Below are 21,406 nucleotides of genomic sequence, written 5' to 3' on the forward strand. Positions count from 1 at the left end.
GTCCCGGGCGCCGGGCCGCCGGTCGATCAGCTGGTGGCGTACACCTTCTCGACCCAGAGCGCGATCTGGTCCTCGGAGAGGTGCTGTGCCAGATCCGCCTCGCTGATCATGCCGATCAGCTTCTTGTTCTCGACCACCGGAAGCCGGCGGATGCGATTGCTCTGCATTTCCTCCAGAACCTGGTCCACGCCGGCGTCGGCGTCGATCCAGCGAGGCGTGCCGTGAGCGAGATCGCCGGCCGTCACCTTCGACGGATCGTGGCCAACTGCCACGCAGTCGAGCACGATGTCACGGTCCGTGAGTATGCCGATCATCCGGTCCTGCTCGCCGCTGGCCGAGATGGGCAGGGCACCGACGTGGTGCTCGCGCATCAGCTGGGCGGCCCGGTCGAGCGTTTCGTGCGCCGGGATCCACTGGGCCCCGGTGTGCATGATGTCCTTGGCGGTGGTCATGGGGATTCCTCCTGGTGCCGGTGGGCATGCCGTTGCGACCCCGAGAAATCCATCGTCATGCGGCCGTTCGGGTTACGCGACCGCTGTCACCCGTTCGGGCGCATCCCCCGGCGCCACGGGCGCCGGGGGACCGGTGACTACCTGGGCTCGGCCCCGCGCGCCGCCAGCATCTGCGCCATCGCGTCCAGCTCGGACTGCTGGGCCTCGACCATGCCCTGGGCGAGCCGTCTCTCCGCTCCCACCGTGCAGAGCTCGGCGCAGCCCCGCGCCATGGCGACGCCGCCCTTGTGGTGGTCGGTCATCAGCTGGAGGTAGAGGATCTCGGCCTGCTTGCCGTCGGCCTTCCTCAGCCGGTCGAGCTCGGTCCGGGTGGCCATGCCGGGCATCAGAGCCCCGTCGTGCGCCGTGAACCCGCTGCCCGACCCGGCCGTCATGTCACCCATGCCGGCCATGCCATCCATACCGGCCATGTCGTGGCCGTCGCCTCCGCTGCGCCCACCGTGCTCATCGTGGGCCGCCATCCACGCCATCGGCTCCTGCCCGGCGACCGCCACCTTCGGCAGCTCCCACAGATCCAGCCAGCCGAGCAGCATGCCACGCTGGTTGGCCTGCGTGTTGGCGATGTCGTACGCGAAGCGGCGTATCTCCTCGTCCTGCGTACGGTCACGCACGATGAAGGACATCTCCACGGCCTGCTGATGGTGGACCGCCATGTCGCGCGCGAAACCGGCGTCGGCAGAATCGGTGGCAGGCGCCCGGACCGCCGCCGAGGCGGCTTGCGGCTGCTTCCCGTCCGCCGCGTCGCCCCGTGCCGCGGCGACCGTCGCCACGCCCGCGAAGAGCAGCGCGAGCGCGACGGCGGAACCCGCCGCCCACTGGGTGCGGCGGGTATCCTGCGCAGCGGTCACTGGGCTCCCAGCCCGCCCGTGCACGCGGCACCCGGCTCAGGTGTCTGTGCGCCCTGCACGAACTTGGCGAAGAACTGGTCCACCCGTCGGTCGGCGGCACTGTCCACGGTGACCTGGTTGCCCCAGGCGCTCAGCGTGATCGTGCCGGCCTGGTCCTGATACGGACTCATCAGCGTGTACGGCGTCTTCCCGACCCGCTCCGCGAGCGCGGCGACGTCGGCGGCCGACGCCTTGTCCGTGTACGTCACCCACACCGAACCGTGCTCCAGCGAGTGCACGGCGTTCATATCGGGGATCGCCTTTTCGTATACCTCGCCGTCGCAATTCATCCAAACGGGGCTGTGGTCACCCCCGACCGGAGGCTTCATCGGGTACGTCACCGTCGTGGTGACGTGGTTACGGGTCAGCTTCTTCGCGTCCCACGTCTTCAGCCCCTTGATCGGCTCGGACGCCAGCTTCTCCTTGTCCGTCGCGGCCGCCTTCGCGTCCTGCGCCGCGGCCGCCTGCTTCTTCTCCGCGGCCTCGGACTTGTCCAGCAGCACGGACGTACCGAAGCCGACCAGACCTGCGACGACGACGATGCTCAGCCCTATGACCAGGACACGGTTGCGGCGGTCGCGCGCCCGGTCGGCGTTGCGCATCTGCTCTATGCGGGTCCTGCGGTCGAAGCTCATGTCGTCAGGTCCTTCTGCGAAGGGGAGGGGGCAGGAACAGGTCAGGAAACGGGTACACGCGGGGCAGTTGCGAAGCCGCTCCGCCCCTCGGGATCCATGGGCGCAGATCGTAGTGGGTGGCCGAGTGCTCCATGTCACGTCGAGTGCGTAATCTGGGTGAAATCCCGGGTCGTGATACTGGAGTCTGTCCCCTACCCCGGGCGGTGGTGCACAGACCGTCTGAACTGCAAGGATGTGGCTATGGACAAGCAGCAGGAATTCGTCCTCAGGACACTCGAGGAGCGCGACATCCGCTTCGTGCGCCTGTGGTTCACCGATGTGCTCGGCTACCTCAAGTCCGTTGCCGTGGCGCCCGCCGAGCTCGAACAGGCATTTGACGAGGGCATCGGCTTCGACGGATCGGCCATCGAGGGCTTCGCCCGGGTCTACGAGTCCGACATGATCGCCAAGCCGGACCCCGGTACCTTCCAGATCCTGCCCTGGCGTGCGGAGGCCCCCGGCACCGCGCGGATGTTCTGCGACATCCTGATGCCCGACGGCTCGCCGTCCTTCGCCGACCCGCGCTACGTCCTCAAGCGCATCCTCGCCAAGACCTCCGACCTGGGCTTCACCTTCTACACCCACCCGGAGATCGAGTTCTTCCTGCTCAAGAACAAGCCGGTCGACGGCAGCCGGCCCACCCCCGCCGACAGCTCCGGCTACTTCGACCACACCCCGCAGAACGTCGGCATGGACTTCCGCCGCCAGGCGATCACCATGCTCGAATCCATGGGCATCTCGGTCGAGTTCAGCCACCACGAGGGCGCTCCCGGCCAGCAGGAGATCGACCTGCGGTACGCGGACGCGCTCTCCACCGCCGACAACATCATGACTTTCCGTCTGGTCATGAAGCAGGTCGCGCTGGAGCAGGGCGTGCAGGCGACCTTCATGCCGAAGCCGTTCTCGGAGTTCCCCGGCTCCGGTATGCACACCCACCTCTCCCTCTTCGAGGGTGACCGCAACGCGTTCTACGAGTCGGGCGCCGAGTACCAGCTGTCCAAGGTCGGCCGTTCCTTCATCGCGGGCCTGCTCAAGCACGCCGCGGAGATCTCCGCCGTGACGAACCAGTGGGTCAACTCGTACAAGCGCATCTGGGGCGGCTCGGCCCGCGCAGCGGGCGCCGGCGGTGAGGCCCCCTCGTACATCTGCTGGGGCCACAACAACCGCTCCGCCCTGATCCGCGTCCCGATGTACAAGCCCGGCAAGACCGGTTCGGCCCGCGTCGAGGTCCGCTCCATCGACTCCGGCGCCAACCCCTACCTGACCTACGCGGTACTGCTCGCCGCGGGCCTCAAGGGCATCGAGGAGGGGTACGAACTCCCGGCCGGCGCCGACGACGACGTCTGGGCGCTGTCCGACGCCGAGCGCCGCGCGATGGGCATCGAGCCGCTGCCGCAGAACCTGGGCGAGGCGATCTCGCTGATGGAGAAGAGCGAACTGGTCGCCGAGACGCTCGGTGAGCACGTCTTCGACTTCTTCCTCCGCAACAAGAAGCAGGAGTGGGAGGAGTACCGCAGCGAGGTCACGGCCTTCGAGCTGAAGGCACTGCTGCCGGTGCTGTAACCGCAGGTCAGCCGCATCGCGGCGACGCAGTGACGATCCGGGCCGGAGGCAGTGTGCCTCTGGCCCGGAGTCCGTTCAAACGCTCTGGGCCGTCTCTGGGCCGTCAGGCGCGGAAGCGGTGGCGTCGTACATGCTGTCCACGGCCTTCCGGGTGCGCCCCTCGCTACTCGGCATCAGGTGCGTGTACGTCCGGAGCGTGAAGCCGGGGTCAGAGTGCCCGAGGTAGGTGGAGAGGGCCTTGATGTTCCGTGACCCACAGCGCTATTCGATGCAGACGCACAGGAAAACCTTCTTTGTCTCCCCGACAGGACGGATGGAGCACGTACGCCCAACAGCTTTGCGGGCGAAGATTCGCTGCGCGCGCCGGGTTACGGCAGTCAGGCGAGCGTTTCGACGCTCAGCACCGCATCTGACGCCACGCGCTGATCCACCAGGGACGGCACTGCACTGAGCCGTCCTCGTGGCCCATGCGTTCGGCCATGAGCTTCGGCGGGGCTCCCACTTCTCTCATGAGGGTCTTGTGAGTGTGGCGCAGCCCGTGCGGTGTCAGCCCCGGCGCGATCGGCAGCCAGCACGCCTCAGCCCGCTTGGAGGCTCCTCGCCCGCGTGCCGGAATCCCGGGCCACGGCTCGCCCTGCTCACCATCCTCGCCGCGGCCACGGCCGACCTGCCGCCGCACCAGGCCGCGACCGGGTCCGCGGTGGTCGACATGAGTCGGCAGATGGGCACCGCTCTCGGCGTCGCCGTGCTGGTCGCCGTCCTCGGCACAGCCACGGCTTCCGACGTCCGTGCCGTCTACGCGTCCGGGTGGTGGATCATCTCGGGCTCGGCGATCCTCGGCGCGCTGGCCGCCTTCGGCATGACACCCTCTCGACGCCCCGCCGACACACCGGCGGCCGGCGGCGAACCGCACGGACCGGCCGCATCCGACCGGTCCACCGCACCCGACCAGTCCGCGGCGCGCTGACCTCGCGCGCCCTCACCGCCGGAGGCACATCGAAATGTCCCGTCCCGCCATGACCGCACACACCCTCACCACCCCGTCGCACACCACGTCCTACCTCGCGGCCGGCCCGGCCGGGGGGCCGCTGCTGCTGTTCGCGCACGGTTGGCCCGCCCTCGCCGCCACGTGGCGGAAGCAGCTGACGCACTTCGCCGCCCTGGGCTACCGGGTCGTGGCACCCGACCTCCGGGGCTACGGCCACTCCACCGTGTACGGCTCCCCGGACGCTTACCGCCAGGAGAACGTCGTCCACGACATGCTCGAACTGCTCGACCACCTCGGGCGCGAGCGGGCGGTCTGGATCGGCCACGACTGGGGAAGCCCAACCGTCTGGAACCTCGCCAGCCACCACCCCGACCACACAGCGGCGGTGGCCGGCCTGGCCGTTCCCTACCGCAGCCTGGAACTGGGCCTTGGGGCGCTGCTGCCGCTGGTCAACCGCGACCTGTACCCCGAAGTCACCTATCCCATGGCGCAGTTCGACTACATGGCCTACTACGAGGAGCATCCCGAGCGGGCCACGGCGGTGCTGGACGCCGACCCGGGCAGCAGCGTCAGGGCGCTGTACCGGCGCGGCGACCCGATCACGCCGGGCACGCGGGTCTCCCCGCTTGCCACGCTACGGCGGGACGGCGGCTGGTTCGGCGGGGCCGACCGCGCCCCCGACCTCCCGCTGGACACGGCCGTCCTCACCGAGGAGGACGCCGAGGTCCTCACCGAGTCGCTGGCGCGCAACGGCTTCGCGGGACCCACCGCCTACTACCTCAACCACGAGGCCAACGCCGTGTACGCCCGGCAGGCGGTCAACGGCGGCCGGCTGGACCTTCCCGTCCTCTTCCTGGGCGCCGATTACGACGCCACGGCCGACGTCGTGACGACGCGCCTCGCCGAACCCATGCGCGCGTACTGCTCCGACCTCACGGAGGCGCGCGTCCCGGCCGGCCACTGGCTCCAGCTCGAACGCCCCGACCTGGTGAACGCGCACCTGGCCGACTGGCTGAGCCGCATGGGCATCACCCCGGCCCCGTAGCACCCACGCGGTGGCGGGGCCTCGCCCCGGCCGCCCGGCGCGCCTCGCGGCGTCCACGCGCCATGGTCTGGATCTCGCCTTGACCTTATTCGGGACGAAGAGGTCGTGGTCTCAATCGCTGCTCATTCCGGGGCAGTCCGCTGGCGTCCGCCGAAGTCGCGCAGACCCTGTGACCAGGCGCGCGAGCTGTCCGGCGGACACTCGTGGACGGCCCCGCTGTTCTGAGCCGTCGCCGACACTGGGCGGGATGTGAGGCCGTCCAGTCGTTCTTGCCGTCTCGCCGCGGAGTCAACCTCGGCATCACCTATCGGCGATGAAGGATGCGTGGCCATGGACGCCTGCCCGCTTCCTGCGCAACAAGAAGCAGGAGTGGGAGGAGTACCGCAGCGAGGTCACGGCCCTTCGAGCTGAAGGCACTGCTGCCGGTGCTGTAGGGGCCGTCGGTGGCCCGTCGGGTGCTGAATCGGCGGCTTCGCACATGCTGTCCAAGCCGACTTTCACCAAGGGTTGTCCCTTGGTGGGTACGCAGGCGATGCGGCAATTTTTCTTCGAAATTGTCTCGACGAACAGGAATCGGCGCAGAGGGATACTCGCGGTCCCAGTCAAAACTGGGATAAGGGCCGCGCCTCGAAAGTCTTCTCCCTGGAGAAAGACCAAGAATGCAGCTGCAACCGGCGGTGGCTTTGCAGCACGCTCATGTGCCCCGGGCCAAAGCGTGCGCGCAGACCATGGAGCGCAAGGCGGGTGGTCCCGAAGTGGTCCCGCCCGAAGTCGCTGAGTCAAGGCCGTATCGGCCGTACGGACCCATGCGCCAGTGCTCTGGTTGCCGTAACGAGATGGGCTGGTCGGGTGCTCGGGAAGCGTGTACGGCCAATGCGAGCAGTGCGCGGTATTTCTAAAAGGTATATGTACTTGCGCCCCAGGTTGCCGGATTCCGGCCTGCGGTTCCCGCACCTTGCCATCTCCGCTGCGGCGGCTCGGATCCCGTGTCCGAACCGCCCGGGAATGCAGTGGCAGGGGATGGCCGACAGCTCCTCAAGGAGACAATATGATGCAAAATTCCCGACGACGGCTACTGGTCGCTTCGTTTCCAGTTGTGATGGCGGCCGGGTTGTCGACCGTGCTCGTTGCGCCTGCCCATGCCGATACCGGGCCCTCGCTGACCATCGCCGAGTCCCACCAGCAGGCGTTCGTCGCAGGTGGGACGGGGACCTACACCATCACTGTCGGCAACGCCGGGCCCGGCGCGACCGACGGGACCGCGACCAAGGTCACCGGTACCCTGCCCGCGGGCATGACCGCACTCGCTGTCGGCGGAAGTGGCTGGAGCTGCAAGACGTCACCCAGCCTGAATTGCACCCGCTCCGATGTTCTGGGACCTCGGCAGGCATACATGCCTATCACCCTGACCGTGGGTGTCTCGCCCTCGTTGGCCAGGAAGACCGTTGCGAGTACCTTCCGCGTCGCCACGGGTGGCCCCACCACCTTCCAGGACCAAGGCTCCATCGCCGTCAGCGACACCATCACCCAGACCCAGACCCAGACGCAGACTCAGACCCAGACCCAGACGGTCAACGTGAAGTGCCCGAGCGATCACAACAAGCGCGCTGCGGCCTGACGAGGAGCTGGAACTGACATCGGTGGACGATGAGCCCGTGGTGGATCCAGCGGCACCCGTTGCTCGTGTGCTCGGCCATCATGACCTGGGCCGTGGCTAAGCATTGCTTCGAAAACGTAGGTGGGCTTCGGGCCGACGGTCTTCGTGCCGTCGGCCCGAAGCCGTCTCGCTCGCCCTGGGCCGTCTGTGGGCCCGGGACTCTGGACGAGGTGTGTCCTGCGGGCGACAATGTGGCCAGGGCCGGGGAGTGGGCCCGGACACGGGGGGTTTCATGACGAGCGTGTTGGTGCTGCTCGGTGGGCTGCTGGCGCTGATCGTCGCGCTCGTCGTCAAGCTGCAGCTGAAGGCGCGGCGCAGGACCGAGAACTTTGACGGGCTGGAGATCGAGCGGCAGGCCCGCGATGCGATCCGGCACACCCGTGCGAACAACACCTCGGCGGCGGTCCACAACCGGTTCCTCGACGGCGGCGGCGACCGCCGCTCGTGACCGGCCGTCCACGCGTCCGGCCCGTGGCAGGCACCGCGACGCGATTCCGGTAGTGTTGCCGACCCCAGCACGGGGACGTACCGAGGAGGTGAGACCCATTACCGCTGTATCAGGCTGGGTGCTCACCTCTCGCGATTGCGTGGCCGGACCGGCATAGGCGGACCGCGGAGCACCCATCGGCTTTCCGAAAGGCTCCGCTCCATGTCGCTTTCCTCAGCACCGCTCCCTCACTCCGTCATCGTCACCAGACTTCGCGCCGCCGGCTGTGTATTCGCCGAGGACGAGGCGGAGTTGATCCTCTCCACGGCCGGGGACCCGGCCGAACTCGCCGCCATGGTGGACCGTCGGGCAGCCGGACTGCCCCTCGAACACGTCCTCGGCTGGGCCGAGTTCCACGGTCTGCGGATCGCGGTGGACCCCGGTGTCTTCGTCCCCCGGCGCCGTACCGAATTCCTCGTCGACCAGGCCGTCGGCCTCAACCGTCCTGCGGACGGACCCGCCGTCGTCGTCGATCTGTGCTGCGGTTCAGGTGCGCTGGGCGCCGCGCTCGCCGCCGCCCTGGACCGGGTCGAGCTGCACTCCAGCGATGTCGAACCCGCCGCGGTGCGGTGCGCGCGCCGCAATGTCGCCGGTGCGGGTGAGGTGTACGAGGGCGACCTCTTCGAACCGCTGCCCGCCTCGCTGCGCGGCCGGGTCGGGATTCTGCTCGCCAATGTGCCGTACGTCCCCAGCGAAGACGTCGAACTCCTGCCCGCGGAGGCCCGGGTGCATGAACCGAGGGTGGCGCTCGACGGTGGAGGCGACGGGCTCGATGTGCTGCGCAGAGTGACCGCCGAAGCTCCTCAGTGGCTGGCGCCGGGCGGACATCTGCTGGTCGAGACGAGCGAACGGCAGGCGGCACGGGCCGAGGAGGCCGTCGCCCGGAGCGGGCTGATGGCGCGGGTGGTCACTTCCGACGAGCTGTACGCGACCGTCGTCATCGGCACCAGGCCGGGTACCGGGGACGGCAGGTAGCCCGCCCCGGGGCGGCCGAGCGGCCCCCGCTCAGCCGCGGTGCGGAGCCGCGTCGGCAGGGTTCGCGGGGGACGGCGGTGGTACGGGCCCCGGCACACCGCGCTGGACACCGTTCAGCCGAGGCGCCAGCGCGTCTGGCTGTACGGTTCGCCCTTGCCGAAGCCGAAGACCGTGCGCGGGACCACCTCGAACACCTCCGCGCGGCCCCCCGCAGCGTTGGCGAACGCGCCCGCGCGGACCTCGAAGTGCCAGTCCGCGCCGTACTTCGCCTCCCAGAGTTCGGCCAGCCGGGTCAGCCGCGCCTCGTCCGTCACCCGGTCCGCCCGGCCCTCGACCACCACGTCGAAGCCCTGGTGCAGCGTGCTGGTGCCGGTCGTCACCACGACTTCCGGGTTCGTCGCCAGATTCCGTGCCTTGCGCTCGGCCGGGCCCGTGCAGAAGTGCAGGGCGTCGTCCGACCAGAGCCCGATCAGCGGCGTGACATGCGGGCGGCCGTCCGGGCGGACCGTGGACAGCCAGAACACCTCCGCCCGCGTCAGCACGGCAACCGCCTCCGACCACGGTCGGGCCGTCGCGTCCTTGTCGCTGTAGCCGGGGTGCAGCTCGGCGATGGGCTGGTGTCCGGACACGGTGACCTCCTCCTGAGCGAGTCCTGAAAGCGATCGTGCCTGCGAAGTGTGGACCGCGCACACGCTCCGAATTCATCGGTGCGGGGCTAGGCTCGGAAAGCTGGAAAGTGATCGGGCGGCGAGCAGGAGAGCGCGGAATGACGACGGTGCCGGGGCGCAGAAGCAGTACGTTCACCAGACTGCTGCGGCACGGTTTCACCGACCCGTCCGCCGCCGAGCGGCTGCTGGACCTGCCGGCTCTGTCGACCGTTCGTACCGACTCGGTCCTGCTCGACGCGCTCGGGGCGACCGCCGACCCCGATCTGGCGCTGAGGGGGCTCGTCCGGCTGGTGGAGGCCGTGGACGCCGACGAGCGACGGGTCCTGCTGGACACCCTCATCACCGCCAAGCCGCTGCGGGACCGGTTGCTCGGGGTGCTCGGGGCGTCCGAGGCGCTCGGCGACCATCTGGCGCGCCACCCCCGCGACTGGCACGCGCTCGTCACGTACGAGGCCACCGATCTGCACCCCGGAGTGGCCGAGTTCGAGCACGAGCTCGCCCAGGCCGGCGATCCGGATTCGCTGCGCGTCGCCTACCGACGGTGCCTGCTGGCCATAGCGGCCCGCGATGTGTGCGGTACGACGGATGTCGCCCAGACCGCCGCCGAACTCGCCGACCTGGCGACCGCGACGCTGCGCGCGGCGCTCGCCATCGCCCGCACGGCCGCCCCCGAGGACGCCGCCGTGTGCCGCCTCGCGGTCATCGCGATGGGCAAGTGCGGCGGCCACGAACTGAACTACGTCTCCGACGTCGACGTGATCTTCGTGGCGGAACCGTTCGACGGCGCCGAGGAGAGCAAGGCCGTGCAGGGCGCCACCCGACTGGCGGCGCACATGATGCGGATCTGTTCGGACACGACCGTCGAGGGCACCATCTGGCCGGTCGACGCCAACCTGCGCCCGGAGGGCCGCAACGGGCCGCTCGTACGGACACTGTCCTCCCATCTCGCGTACTACCAGCGCTGGGCCAAGACGTGGGAGTTCCAGGCGCTGCTCAAGGCCCGGCCGGTGGCCGGCGACCCCGAGCTGGGCGCGGAGTACGTCGACGCCGTCTCGCCGCTGGTGTGGCAGGCCGCGGACCGGGAGAACTTCGTCGGTGACGTACAGAAGATGCGCCGCCGCGTCGTCGACAACATCCCCGCCGACCGTGTCGACCGGGAGATCAAGCTGGGACCGGGTGGACTGCGGGACGTCGAGTTCGCCGTGCAGCTGCTCCAGCTCGTGCACGGCCGCAGCGACGCCTCCCTGCACAGCGGCTCGACCCTGGAGGCCCTGCGGGCGCTCGCCGAGGGCGGATACGTCGGGCGGGTGGACGCCGCGCAGCTCGACGACGCGTACCGATTCCTGCGCGCCATGGAGCACCGCATCCAGCTGTACCGGCTGCGCCGCACCCACCTCGTCCCCGAGGACGAGGCGGATCTGCGCCGGCTCGGGCGCTCCCTCGGGATGCGTACGGACCCCCTCACCGAGCTCAACCAGGAGTGGAAGCGGCACGCGTCCGTGGTGCGACGGCTGCACGAGAAGCTGTTCTACCGGCCGCTGCTGGACGCCGTCGCCCAGCTCGCGCCCGGCGAGACCCGGCTCAGCGCGAAGGCTGCCGGGCACCGGCTCGAAGCCCTCGGGTACGCCGATCCGGCCGCCGCGCTCCGGCACCTGGAGGCGCTGTCCTCCGGGGTTTCCCGCAAGGCCGCCATCCAGCGCACCCTGCTGCCGGTGCTGCTCGGCTGGTTCGCGGACTCCGCCGACCCGGACGCCGGGCTGCTCGGCTTCCGCAAGGTGTCCGACGCGCTCGGCAAGACTCCCTGGTACCTGCGGCTGCTGCGCGACGAGGGCGCGGCCGCGGAGAATCTCGCCCGCGTCCTGTCGGCCGGCCGGCTCGCCCCCGATCTGCTGCTGCGGGCCCCCGAGGCGGTGGCGATCCTCGGCGACCCGCAGGGGCTGAAGCCGCGCAGCCACGCCCATCTGGAGCAGGAGGTGCTCGCCGCGGTGGGGCGGGCGGACGGCGCCGAGTCCGCGGTCGCGGTGGTCCGCGGGGTGCGGCGACGCGAACTGTTCCGTACGACCGCCGCGGACCTCATCGGCTCGTACGGCACGGAGGAGAACCCCGCCGAACCCGACCCCGGCGCACTCGTCGACCGGGTCGGCAACGCGGTCACCGACCTGAACGCCGTCACGCTCGCGGGTGCGCTGCGTGCCGCCGTACGCGAACAGTGGGGCGACACCCTCCCGACCCGGTTCGCGGTCATCGGCATGGGCCGGTTCGGCGGCCACGAGCTCGGTTACGGCTCCGACGCCGACGTCCTGTTCGTGCACGCGCCGCGCGAGGGCGTCGACGAACAGGAGGCCGCCCGGGCCGCCAACACCGTCGTCGGCGAGATGCGCAGGCTGCTGCAGCTGCCCACCGCCGATCCGCCGCTGATGATCGACGCGGATCTGCGGCCGGAGGGCAAGAGCGGCCCGCTGGTACGGACGCTGAAGTCGTACGAGGCGTACTACCGGCGGTGGTCGCTGGTCTGGGAGAGCCAGGCCCTGCTGCGCGCCGAACCGATGGCGGGCGACGCGGACCTCGGCAACGAATTCATCGAGCTGATCGCCCCGCTGCGCTACCCGATGGAAGGGCTGGGGGAGGACGCGGTCCGCGAAATCCGCCGCCTCAAGGCCCGGATGGAGTCCGAACGGATGCCGCGCGGCGCCGACCCGACGCTCCACACGAAACTGGGGCGTGGCGGGCTGAGCGACGTCGAGTGGACGGTCCAGCTGATGCAGATGCAGCACGGCTGGATGGAACCGGGCCTGCGCACGACCCGCACCCGCGAGGCGCTGGCAGCCGCGTGTGCGGCCGGACTGATCCCGGGTGAGGACGCGCAGACCCTGGACGAGGCCTGGGTGCTGGCGACCCGGGTCCGCAACGCGGTGATGCTGGTTCGCGGCCGTCCCGGGGACACCTTCCCGTCCGGCCCGCGCGAGCTGACGGCCGTGGGGCGCTATCTCGGATACGAACCGGGTCATGTCGGTGACATGCTCGACGACTACCGGCGGATCACCCGGCGGGCGCGGGCGGTGGTGGAGGAGCGGTTCTACGGGGCGTGAGGGCGTCGGTGAACCACGTCAGGCGACGAATCCAAGGGCCGTCGGCCATGCCGGCCGGTCCGGCGGCCGAGGAAGTAGCCGGTTACCGGCGCGCTGGTGCCTCCGCGGCCGGCTGCCCGACCCTGATCGGCGCGCCCGGGCCGAGCGCCGAGAGTCTGGCCCCGGCAGGGCGCGTGACCCGCTTCTGAAGGTGGTGCGGCAGCGATCCGTACCAGGCGAACGACACCGCGTAGCCGAACGCAAGGCAGGTCATGCCGCCCACCGCGTCGAGCCAGAAGTGGTTGGCGGTCGACACGATCACGATCAGTGTGGTCGCCGGGTACAGCAGGCCCGCGATGCGTGCCCAGGGCGCCGACGCCAGCGCGTAGATGGTCAGGCCGCACCAAAGCGACCAGCCGATATGCATCGACGGCATCGCCGCGTACTGGTTCGACATGTTCTTGAAGTTGCCCGAGGCCATCGAACCCCAGGTGTGGTGCACCAGCACGGTGTCGATGAAGTGGCCGCCGTTCATCAGGCGCGGTGGCGCCAGCGGATACAGGTAGTACCCGAGCAGCGCGACGCCCGTGGTCGCGAACAGCACCAGGCGCGCCGCCGCGTAACGGCCGGGATGGCGACGGAACAGCCACATCAGCACACCGATGGTGACGACGAAGTGCAGTGTCGCGTAGTAGTAGTTCATCGAGACGATCAGCCATGTCACGGAGTTCACCGCGTGGTTGACCGACTGCTCGACGGCGATGCCCAGGTACTTCTCCAGCGACCAGAGCCAGTCGGCGTTGCTGAGTGCCGCGGCCTTCTGCTCGGGGACGGCGTTGCGCACCAGTGAGTAGACCCAGTAACTCACCGCGATCAGCAGGACCTCGAAATAGATGCGCGGCCGACGGGGGGACCGCAGCGAACGCAACCATGCCGGCCTGTCGTCCCGCTGCGTGCCGGGAGCCGCCTCGTCCGCGATGGGTGACGGGGTGGCCGCCGGTCGGCCTTCCTGTGACTGCACGCTCACTTCACCCATAGGCGTCGATTCTTTCAGTTGCGTCCTCTTCCCGATCATCCTCCGGTCGGGTTCCGGTTGCACATCATGCCCTTACAGGCGGGCGTGCGACCCTGATTCCGTCCCGGAAGCAGAGGCCGGATCGGGGCCGGGCCCCGCGGCCGTCGAACCGCGGACGACCAACTCCGGCATGAAGACGAACTCGCTGTGCGGCGCCGGTGTGCCGCCGATCTCTTCGAGCAGGGTGCGCACGGCGGCCTGGCCCATCGCCGTCACCGGCTGACGGATCGTGGTCAGCGGCGGATCGGTGAACGCTATGAGCGGCGAATCGTCGTAGCCGACGACCGACAGGTCGCGCGGCACCTCCATCGACAGCCGACGCGCGGCCCGGATCGCACCCAGCGCCATCATGTCGCTCGCGCACACCACCGCCGTGCACCCGCGCTCTATCAGCGCCGAGGCGGCAGCCTGGCCGCCCTCCAGTGTGAACAGCGAGTGCTGGATCAGCGGCTCCACCTCGTCCGAGGTGAGGTTCAACTGCTCCTGCACGGTGGAGCGGAACCCCTCGATCTTGCGGAGCACCGGAACGAAACGCTTGGGGCCGACCGCGAGGCCGATGCGCTGATGGCCGAGCGAGACCAGATGAGTCACCGCGAGCCGCATCGCCGCCCGGTCGTCGGGCGAGATGAAGGGCGCCTGCACCTTCGGTGAGAAGCCGTTGACCAGCACGAAGGGCACACCCTGGGCGCGCAGTTGCTCATACCGCTGCATATCGGCCGATGTGTCGGCGTGCAGCCCGGAGACGAAGATGATGCCGGAGACGCCACGGTCGACGAGCATCTCGGTGAGTTCGTCCTCGGTGGAACCGCCGGGGGTCTGCGTCGCCAGCACCGGTGTGTAGCCCTGCCGCGTCAGCGCCTGGCCGATGACCTGGGCGAGTGCCGGGAAGATGGGGTTCTCCAGCTCGGGCGTGATCAGACCGACCAGTCCCGCACTGCGCCTGCGCAGCCGTACCGGCCGTTCGTAGCCGAGGACGTCGAGCGCCGCGAGGACTGATTCGCGGGTGGCTGCAGCAACACCTGGCTTGCCGTTCAGTACACGGCTGACCGTAGCTTCGCTGACCCCCGCCTGAGTTGCGATATCGGCAAGCCGTGCGGTCATGGGAGTGGACTGTACCGGGCGCGTGTCGGATTGCCCACCATGCGCGGGAATCGGGCGACTGCGGTGCTGTCCGCGGAGTGGCGGTGACCGACGGTGTGCGGGGCGGTACGTACCGCCGCAGGCCGATCTGCGGTGCCGCCGCAACATCTTGCAAGGTCTTGCGAAGCCGGGCTGCAGGCTGCGGTCGGATCGTCGCACTGCGAAGTCACGACCGGCCCCTCCTGCTGCCAGGGATGAGGCACTCCCGTCAAGAGGCTTGACGGCAACCGTGAGGACACGCGAATGTAACGATCGTCGAAGCTTGCAGAAATCTTCCGCAAACTCTTTCGGCCATCTTTCATCCTTGTTACGTTCCTCGTCGACCCGGCGCCGCGATGGAGCGGTACGGCAGTTGAAGGAGTTCAGATGCGACGTGGCATAACGGCCACCGCCCTGGTCGCGGCCCTGGCGCTTGCGGCGACCGCCTGCGGCAGCGATGACAAGTCCGACGGCTCGAGCAAGAGCTCCGGCGAGCTCTCCGGGACCGTTACCTGGTGGGACACCTCCACCGTGGGCAGCGAGGACAAGGTCTTCAAGAAGATTGCCGAAGACTTCGAGAAGCAGCACCCGAAGGTCGACGTCAAGTACGTCAACGTGCCCTTCGGTGAGGCGCAGAACAAGTTCAAGAACGCTGCCCAGTCCGGCTCCGGCGCTCCCGACGTGATCCGCTCCGAGGTCGCCTGGACCCCCGAGTTCGCGGACCTCGGCTACCTCGCCCCGCTGGACGGCACCCCCGCCCTGCAGAAGGCGGACGACTTCCTCAAGCAGGCCGCCGCCTCCACCAAGTACAACGGCAAGACGTACGCGGTGCCGCAGGTCATCGACTCCATGGGCATCTTCTACAACAAGAAGATCTTCAAGGAGGCCGGCGTCGAGGTTCCCACCACCGTCGACCAGCTGAAGACCGTCTCCAAGAAGATCAAGGAAAAGACCGGCAAGACCGGCCTGTACCTGCGCGGCGACGACGCGTACTGGTTCCTGTCCTTCCTGTACGGCGAGGGCGGCGACCTCGTCGACGCGTCCACCAAGTCCGTCACCGTCGACAACCCCGAGGGCGTCAAGGCGATGAAGGTCGTCAAGGACCTCGTCGACTCCGGTGCGGCCAAGACCGACGCGACGGACGGCTGGGAGAACATGCAGTCGTCCTTCAAGGACGGCAAGGTCGCCATGATCATCAACGGCCCGTGGGCCGTCGCCGACACCTACGCCGGCACGGAGTTCAAGGACAAGGCCAACCTGGGCGTCGCCCCGGTCCCGGCCGGCTCCGCCGCGCAGGGCGCCCCGCAGGGTGGTCACAACCTGGCCGTCTACGCGGGCTCCAAGAACCTCGACGCCTCCTACGCCTTCGTCGACTACATGACGTCCACGAAGACCCAGGCCCAGGTCACCAAGGAGCTGAACCTCCTGCCGACCCGTACCTCCGCCTACTCGGAGGAAGCCGTCGTCGACAACGAGATCGTCGGCTTCTTCAAGCCGGTCGTCGAGACCGCCGTCGAGCGCCCCTGGATCCCGGAGACCGGCAGCCTCTTCGCCCCGCTCGTCACCGAGTACACCAAGGTCCTGACCGGCCAGACCACGCCGGAGAAGGCCGCCAAGGCCACCGGTGACTCCTACCGCAAGCTCCTCAAGGGCTGGAAGTAGCCAGAGAAAGGCAGGCCGACTGATGGCTGTCCACACCAGCCAGTCGGTGGCGACGGCCGCGGGCGACAATGTCGCCCGCGGCCGGAGCCGCGGTACTGGTACCCCACCACCGAGCAGGTTCCGGCGGACTCTGTCGACCCACTGGTACGCCTGGACGATGGTCGCCCCGGTGGTCGTCGTGATCGGCGTGATCATCGGCTACCCGCTGGTCCGCGGCATCTACCTGTCGCTGACCGACGCCAATGAGCGCAACGTCGAACGGTCCATCGGCGTCAACCACATGCCCGCGACGTACAAGTTCGTCGGCCTGGACAACTACGCCGACGCGCTCACGGGCAACCAGTTCCTCGGCACGCTCGGGTGGACCCTGGTGTGGACGGTCTCCTGCGTGAGCGTCACGTTCGTCCTCGGCATGGCCCTGGCGAACATCCTCAACCGCCGGATCGCCGGCCGCTCCGCCTACCGGATGGCGCTGATCCTGCCCTGGGCCATCCCCGGCTTCGTCTCCGTCTTCGCCTGGCGCTTCCTCTACAACGAGGACCGCGGGCTGCTCAACAAGATCCTCTCCGGTGCCGGCATCGACGGCATTCCGTGGCTCAACGACCCCACCTGGGCGAAGTTCTCCGTCATCGCCGTCAATGTGTGGCTCGGCGTGCCGTTCATGATGGTCGCCCTGCTCGGCGGTCTGCAGTCCATCCCCAGCGAGCAGTACGAGGCCGCCGAGATGGACGGTGCCACCGCCTGGCAGCGGTTCCGCCACATCACCCTGCCGGGGCTCCGGCCGGTCTCCACCACCGTGATCCTGCTGTCGACCATCTGGACGTTCAACATGTTCCCGGTGATCTTCCTGCTGACCCGCGGCGGACCGGGCGAGGCCACTCAGATCCTGGTCACCCAGGCGTACAAGTTCTCCTTCGAGATCAGCCCGCGCGACTTCGCGCAGTCCTCCACCTGGGGCGTGCTGATCCTCGTCCTCCTGATGCTCTTCGCCGCGGTCTACCGGCGAGTCCTCCGCACGCAGGGAGATAACTGGTGACCACCGCACCCGCACCCGCACCCACCGCACGCCGCGTCGCCCCCGCCGCGCGCCACTCGGCCCGCAAGGTCCGGCTGCGCGGAGAGCGCTCGCCGCTCGCCTCCGTCGGACTGCACCTCACGCTGATCGTGGCGTCCGTGATCGCCGTGTTCCCCGTGCTGTGGGTCCTGCTGACCTCGCTGAAGCCCGCCACGTACGCGACGACGACGGACTTCTTCAAGGACACGACCTTCGAGAACTACACCGACCTGATCAAGGACACCGAGTTCCTGACCTGGTTCGGCAACTCGTTGATCATCGCCGGGCTCACCACCGTCCTCGGCGTCTTCGTCTCCGCCACCACCGGCTACGCCGTCAGCCGGTTCCGGTTCCCCGGCAAGCGCGGGCTGATGTGGACGCTGCTGATCACCCAGATGTTCCCGGTCGCCGTCCTCATCGTGCCGATCTACAACATCATGTCGAGCCTGGGCCTGCTCAACCAGCCCGCCGGCCTCGTCATCACGTACCTCACCATCGCGGTGCCGTTCTGCGCCTGGATGATGAAGGGCTTCTTCGACACCATCCCGCGCGAGATCGACGAGTCCGGGCAGGTCGACGGCCTCACCCCGTTCGGCACGTTCTGGCGGCTGATCCTGCCGCTCGCCAAGCCCGGCCTCGCCGTCACCGCGTTCTACTCCTTCATCACCGCCTGGGGCGAGGTCGCGTACGCCTCCGCCTTCATGGTCGGCGACGAGAACCTCACGCTCGCGGGCGGGCTGCAGAAGTTCGTCAACCAGTACGGAGCCCAGTGGGGGCCGATGACCGCCGCGTCCGTGCTCATCGCGATACCCGCGGCCCTGGTCTTCCTCTTCGCCCAGCGACACCTGGTGACCGGCATGTCCGCCGGGGCCGTCAAGGGCTGACGCACCCAGCAGCACGACCCGCACGCACCAAGGAACGGCGGCGCCGGATCCCCGACCCGGTCCCGGCGCCGCTCCCCACCCAGACACCTCAGGGACGACATGACCCAGCACCTCGCTGCCCCCTCCACCGGCACGTCCGACGCTGCTCCGGGCCACCGCACCGGCTGGTGGCAGGACGCGGTGATCTACCAGGTCTATCCGCGGAGCTTCGCCGACGGCAACGGCGACGGCATGGGCGATCTCGCAGGCGTACGGGACAGACTTCCGTACCTCAAGAACCTCGGCGTCGACGCGGTCTGGCTCAGCCCGTTCTACGCGTCGCCGCAGGCCGACGCGGGCTACGACGTCTCCGACTACCGCGCCATCGACCCGATGTTCGGCACGCTGCTGGACGCCGACGCACTGATCCGGGACGCCCACGACCTCGGCCTGCGGATCATTGTCGACCTGGTGCCCAACCACTCCTCCGACCAGCACGAGTGGTTCAAGCGCGCCCTCGCCGAGGGCCCCGGCTCCGCACTGCGCGAGCGCTACCACTTCCGCCCGGGCAAGGGCACGGACGGCGAACTGCCGCCCAACGACTGGGAGTCCATCTTCGGCGGCCCCGCCTGGACCCGGACCACCGATCCGGACGGCACGCCCGGCGACTGGTACCTCCACCTGTTCGCGCCCGAGCAGCCCGACTTCAACTGGGAACACCCGGCCGTCGCCGACGAGTTCCGCTCGATTCTGCGGTTCTGGCTCGACATGGGCGTCGACGGCTTCCGCGTCGATGTCGCCCACGGCCTGGTCAAGGCCGAGGGCCTGCCCGACCTCGGCGCCCACGACCAGCTCAAGCTGCTCGGAAACGATGTCATGCCGTTCTTCGACCAGGACGGGGTGCACGAGATCTATCGCTCCTGGCGCACCATCCTCGACGAGTACCCCGGCGACCGCATCGCCGTCGCCGAGGCCTGGACCCCGACCGTCGAGCGCACCGCCAACTATGTGCGCCACGACGAGATGCACCAGGCGTTCAACTTCCAGTACCTGTCCACCGACTGGGACGCGGCCGAGCTGCGCAAGGTCATCGACGTCTCGCTCGACGCGATGCGCCCGGTCGGCGCCCCCACCACCTGGGTGCTCTCCAACCACGACGTCACCCGGCACGCCACCCGGTTCGCCAACCCGCCCGGCCTCGGCACCCAGATCCGCACCGCGGGCGACCGCGAGATGGGCCTGCGCCGGGCCCGTGCCGCCAGCCTGCTGATGCTGGCGCTGCCCGGCTCCGCGTACGTCTACCAGGGCGAGGAACTCGGCCTGCCCGACGTCACCGACCTGCCCGACGAGGCCCGCCAGGACCCGTCGTTCTTCCGCGCCGACGGGCAGGACGGCTTCCGCGACGGCTGCCGGGTGCCGATCCCGTGGACCCGCGACGGCAGCTCCTACGGCTTCGGCGACGGCGGCAGCTGGCTGCCCCAGCCCGACAGCTGGGGTGAACTGAGCATCGAGGCCCAGACCGGCACGGCGGGCTCGACACTGGAGCTGTACCGGGCCGCGCTCGCCGCCCGCCGGGTGCACCCGGGGCTCGGCGCCGGGACCGCCGTGGAGTGGCTGGACGCCCCCGAAGGGCTGCTGGCCTTCGCCCGTCCCGGCTTCGTCTGCACCGTCAACACGACCGGCCGGCCGGTTCGCATCCCGGTCCGCGGCCAGGTGCTGCTGTCCAGCAGCCCTGTCGTCACCGACGGCGCCGAGATCGAGCTGCCCGCGGACACCACGGTGTGGTGGACGGTGTGACCGTCCCCCTGCCCAGGACCGGCGGTGCGCTGAGGCTCTCGGACATCGCCGGTCAGGCCTCGGTCAGCGAGGCGACCGTCAGCCGGGTCCTGAACGGCAAGCCGGGCGTCGCCGACACCACGCGTCAGCGGGTGCTCGCGGCGCTCGACATCCTGGGCTACGAGCGTCCTGTACGGCTGCGGCAGCGCAGCGCCGGGCTGATCGGACTGGTGACCCCTGAGCTCACCAACCCGATCTTCCCGGCGTTCGCGCAGTCCGTCGAGCAGGTCCTGGCCGGGCACGGCTACACCCCGGTGCTCTGCACCCAACTGCCCGGCGGCGCGACCGAGGACGAGCTCGTCGAGCAGCTCGTCGAACGCGGCGTCGGCGGCATCGTCTTCCTCTCCGGGCTGCACGCCGACCTGTCGGCCGACCCTTCCCGGTACGCCGCACTCACCGACCGAGGCGTGCCGTTCGTCCTGATCAACGGCTACAACGAGCGGATCAGCGCCCCCTTCGTCTCGCCCGACGACTCCGCCGCCGTGCGGATGGCCGTCGGACATCTCGCCGAACTCGGCCACCGCAGGGTCGGCCTGGCCATCGGACCGCAGCGCTATGTGCCGTCCCGCCGCAAACGGGACGGCTTCGTCGACGCCGCCGTCAAGCTGCTGGGCCTGACCCGAGCCGAGGCGGAACTCCTCGTCTGCTCCACGTTGTTCAGCGTCGAGGGCGGCCAGGTCGCGGCCGGGGCGCTGCTCGACCAGGGGTGCACGGGCATCGTCTGCGGCAGTGACCTGATGGCCCTGGGCGTGGTGCGTGCCGCCCGGGACCGCGGGCTCGACGTGCCGCGCGACGTGTCGGTGGTCGGCTTCGACGACTCGCAGCTCATCGCGTTCACCGATCCGCCGCTGACGACGGTGCGGCAGCCCGTACAGGCGATGGCGGCGGCCGCGGTCGGCGCGCTGCTGGAGGAGATCGGCGGCAGCCCCGTGCAGCGCACGGAGTACGTGTTCCAGCCGGAGCTGGTGGTACGGGGGTCCACCGCCGCGGTCCGTCCCGCGTGACGGCCTGACCGGGCAGACAGCGGCACGCACAGGAGAGGCACCAGGAGTCGGCCCTGGACAGGGCCGGCGGGGAGTGAGTGACTCCGGGTGCCTCTCTTGCCGTGACCGGCCCGGCCGGCCGGGCGCGTGGGGCCCCTGGGGTGCCGGGGCCCCCGGCCGACCGGGCCGGAGTCGGGATGAACTTAACAGTGCCGCAACATTTTGCGTAAGTCCTTGCAGGAAGAAAAATGCAAGATTTCGTGGATGTGAGCGGGTCGTGTCCAGGGGGT

Annotated in this window: 18 protein-coding genes and 2 pseudogenes; 13 read left to right on the top strand and 7 right to left on the bottom strand. The window is 69.4% G+C overall.

What is annotated here, in order from left to right; genetic code table 11:
- Nucleotides 1–26: 26 nt before the first annotated feature.
- The 3 genes from OHB49_RS29860 to OHB49_RS29870 all read right to left on the bottom strand — a co-directional run bounded on the left by OHB49_RS29860 (nt 27) and on the right by OHB49_RS29870 (nt 2,034).
- Entirely contained in the window at nt 27–452 is a 426-nt protein-coding gene (locus tag OHB49_RS29860) for a CBS domain-containing protein (RefSeq protein WP_030970625.1), read from the bottom strand.
- A 137-nt stretch (nt 453–589) separates the two neighbouring features.
- A complete protein-coding gene (locus OHB49_RS29865) occupies nt 590–1,360 on the bottom strand; it encodes a DUF305 domain-containing protein (protein WP_329164071.1) in 771 nt (256 codons plus the stop codon).
- Nucleotides 1,357–2,034, bottom strand: coding sequence for a DUF3105 domain-containing protein (locus OHB49_RS29870; protein WP_329164072.1), 678 nt, complete (start codon nt 2,032–2,034; stop codon nt 1,357–1,359). Before OHB49_RS29870 ends, OHB49_RS29865 begins: the two co-directional genes overlap by 4 nt.
- Before the next feature lie 240 nt (nt 2,035–2,274).
- Here OHB49_RS29870 and glnA point away from each other — a divergent pair, with 240 nt between their 5' ends.
- Nucleotides 2,275–3,636 carry a type I glutamate--ammonia ligase gene (gene glnA, locus OHB49_RS29875; protein ID WP_030926187.1) on the top strand — a complete coding sequence of 454 codons (1,362 nt, stop codon included), beginning with the start codon at nt 2,275–2,277 and terminating at the stop codon, nt 3,634–3,636.
- Nucleotides 3,637–4,072: 436 nt separating this feature from the next.
- On the opposite strand, the pseudogene OHB49_RS29880 reads toward glnA, so the two are convergent.
- A pseudogene (locus tag OHB49_RS29880) lies at nt 4,073–4,270 on the bottom strand (tyrosine-type recombinase/integrase); the annotation flags it as partial.
- Nucleotides 4,271–4,345: 75 nt separating this feature from the next.
- Between OHB49_RS29880 and OHB49_RS29885 the strand changes: the two are divergent.
- The 6 genes and pseudogenes from OHB49_RS29885 to OHB49_RS29905 all read left to right on the top strand — a co-directional run bounded on the left by OHB49_RS29885 (nt 4,346) and on the right by OHB49_RS29905 (nt 8,788).
- Nucleotides 4,346–4,603, top strand: a complete 258-nt coding sequence (locus OHB49_RS29885; protein ID WP_329164073.1) for a hypothetical protein — start codon at nt 4,346–4,348, stop codon at nt 4,601–4,603.
- A gap of 49 nt (nt 4,604–4,652) precedes the next feature.
- On the top strand, nt 4,653–5,669 hold the full coding sequence (locus OHB49_RS29890) for an alpha/beta fold hydrolase (protein WP_329164074.1): 1,017 nt from the start codon (nt 4,653–4,655) through the stop codon (nt 5,667–5,669).
- A 346-nt stretch (nt 5,670–6,015) separates the two neighbouring features.
- Nucleotides 6,016–6,103: pseudogene (locus tag OHB49_RS45885) on the top strand (glutamine synthetase); the annotation flags it as partial.
- A 686-nt stretch (nt 6,104–6,789) separates the two neighbouring features.
- Nucleotides 6,790–7,287 (top strand): hypothetical protein, encoded by a 498-nt coding sequence (locus tag OHB49_RS29895; protein ID WP_158711163.1) that lies wholly within the window; start codon nt 6,790–6,792, stop codon nt 7,285–7,287.
- Between the two features lie 271 nt (nt 7,288–7,558).
- Nucleotides 7,559–7,774, top strand: coding sequence for a hypothetical protein (locus OHB49_RS29900; protein ID WP_329164075.1), 216 nt, complete (start codon nt 7,559–7,561; stop codon nt 7,772–7,774).
- A gap of 201 nt (nt 7,775–7,975) precedes the next feature.
- Nucleotides 7,976–8,788, top strand: a complete 813-nt coding sequence (locus OHB49_RS29905; RefSeq protein ID WP_329164076.1) for a putative protein N(5)-glutamine methyltransferase — start codon at nt 7,976–7,978, stop codon at nt 8,786–8,788.
- 113 nt (nt 8,789–8,901) lie between these two features.
- Here OHB49_RS29905 and OHB49_RS29910 read toward each other — a convergent pair whose 3' ends face one another.
- A complete protein-coding gene (locus OHB49_RS29910; protein ID WP_329164077.1) occupies nt 8,902–9,417 on the bottom strand; it encodes a pyridoxamine 5'-phosphate oxidase family protein in 516 nt (171 codons plus the stop codon).
- Nucleotides 9,418–9,554: 137 nt separating this feature from the next.
- Between OHB49_RS29910 and OHB49_RS29915 the strand changes: the two genes are divergently transcribed.
- A complete protein-coding gene (locus OHB49_RS29915; protein WP_329164078.1) occupies nt 9,555–12,545 on the top strand; it encodes a bifunctional [glutamine synthetase] adenylyltransferase/[glutamine synthetase]-adenylyl-L-tyrosine phosphorylase in 2,991 nt (996 codons plus the stop codon).
- A gap of 82 nt (nt 12,546–12,627) precedes the next feature.
- On the opposite strand, the gene OHB49_RS29920 is transcribed toward OHB49_RS29915, so the two are convergent.
- Both OHB49_RS29920 and OHB49_RS29925 read right to left on the bottom strand, forming a co-directional pair.
- Nucleotides 12,628–13,560, bottom strand: a complete 933-nt coding sequence (locus OHB49_RS29920) for a phosphatase PAP2 family protein (RefSeq protein ID WP_329164079.1) — start codon at nt 13,558–13,560, stop codon at nt 12,628–12,630.
- 72 nt (nt 13,561–13,632) lie between these two features.
- Complete coding sequence (locus tag OHB49_RS29925) at nt 13,633–14,700, bottom strand: LacI family DNA-binding transcriptional regulator (RefSeq protein ID WP_030970640.1); 1,068 nt, start codon at nt 14,698–14,700, stop codon at nt 13,633–13,635.
- Between the two features lie 405 nt (nt 14,701–15,105).
- On the opposite strand from OHB49_RS29925, the gene OHB49_RS29930 reads away from it, so the two are divergent.
- The 5 genes from OHB49_RS29930 (at nt 15,106) to OHB49_RS29950 (ending at nt 21,137) form a co-directional block, all read left to right on the top strand.
- Nucleotides 15,106–16,380 carry an extracellular solute-binding protein gene (locus OHB49_RS29930; RefSeq protein ID WP_313936987.1) on the top strand — a complete coding sequence of 425 codons (1,275 nt, stop codon included), beginning with the start codon at nt 15,106–15,108 and terminating at the stop codon, nt 16,378–16,380.
- A gap of 22 nt (nt 16,381–16,402) precedes the next feature.
- Entirely contained in the window at nt 16,403–17,416 is a 1,014-nt protein-coding gene (locus tag OHB49_RS29935; RefSeq protein WP_030970645.1) for a carbohydrate ABC transporter permease, read from the top strand.
- A complete protein-coding gene (locus OHB49_RS29940) occupies nt 17,413–18,318 on the top strand; it encodes a sugar ABC transporter permease (RefSeq protein WP_443079579.1) in 906 nt (301 codons plus the stop codon). Before OHB49_RS29935 ends, OHB49_RS29940 begins: the two co-directional genes overlap by 4 nt.
- A 99-nt stretch (nt 18,319–18,417) precedes the next feature.
- Entirely contained in the window at nt 18,418–20,094 is a 1,677-nt protein-coding gene (locus OHB49_RS29945) for a glycoside hydrolase family 13 protein (protein WP_030970649.1), read from the top strand.
- Nucleotides 20,079–21,137 carry a LacI family DNA-binding transcriptional regulator gene (locus tag OHB49_RS29950; protein WP_030970651.1) on the top strand — a complete coding sequence of 353 codons (1,059 nt, stop codon included), beginning with the start codon at nt 20,079–20,081 and terminating at the stop codon, nt 21,135–21,137. The genes OHB49_RS29945 and OHB49_RS29950 overlap by 16 nt, the downstream gene beginning before the upstream one ends.
- Nucleotides 21,138–21,406: the final 269 nt, after the last annotated feature.

This window comes from Streptomyces sp. NBC_01717, assembly GCF_036248255.1.
Taxonomy (GTDB): domain Bacteria; phylum Actinomycetota; class Actinomycetes; order Streptomycetales; family Streptomycetaceae; genus Streptomyces.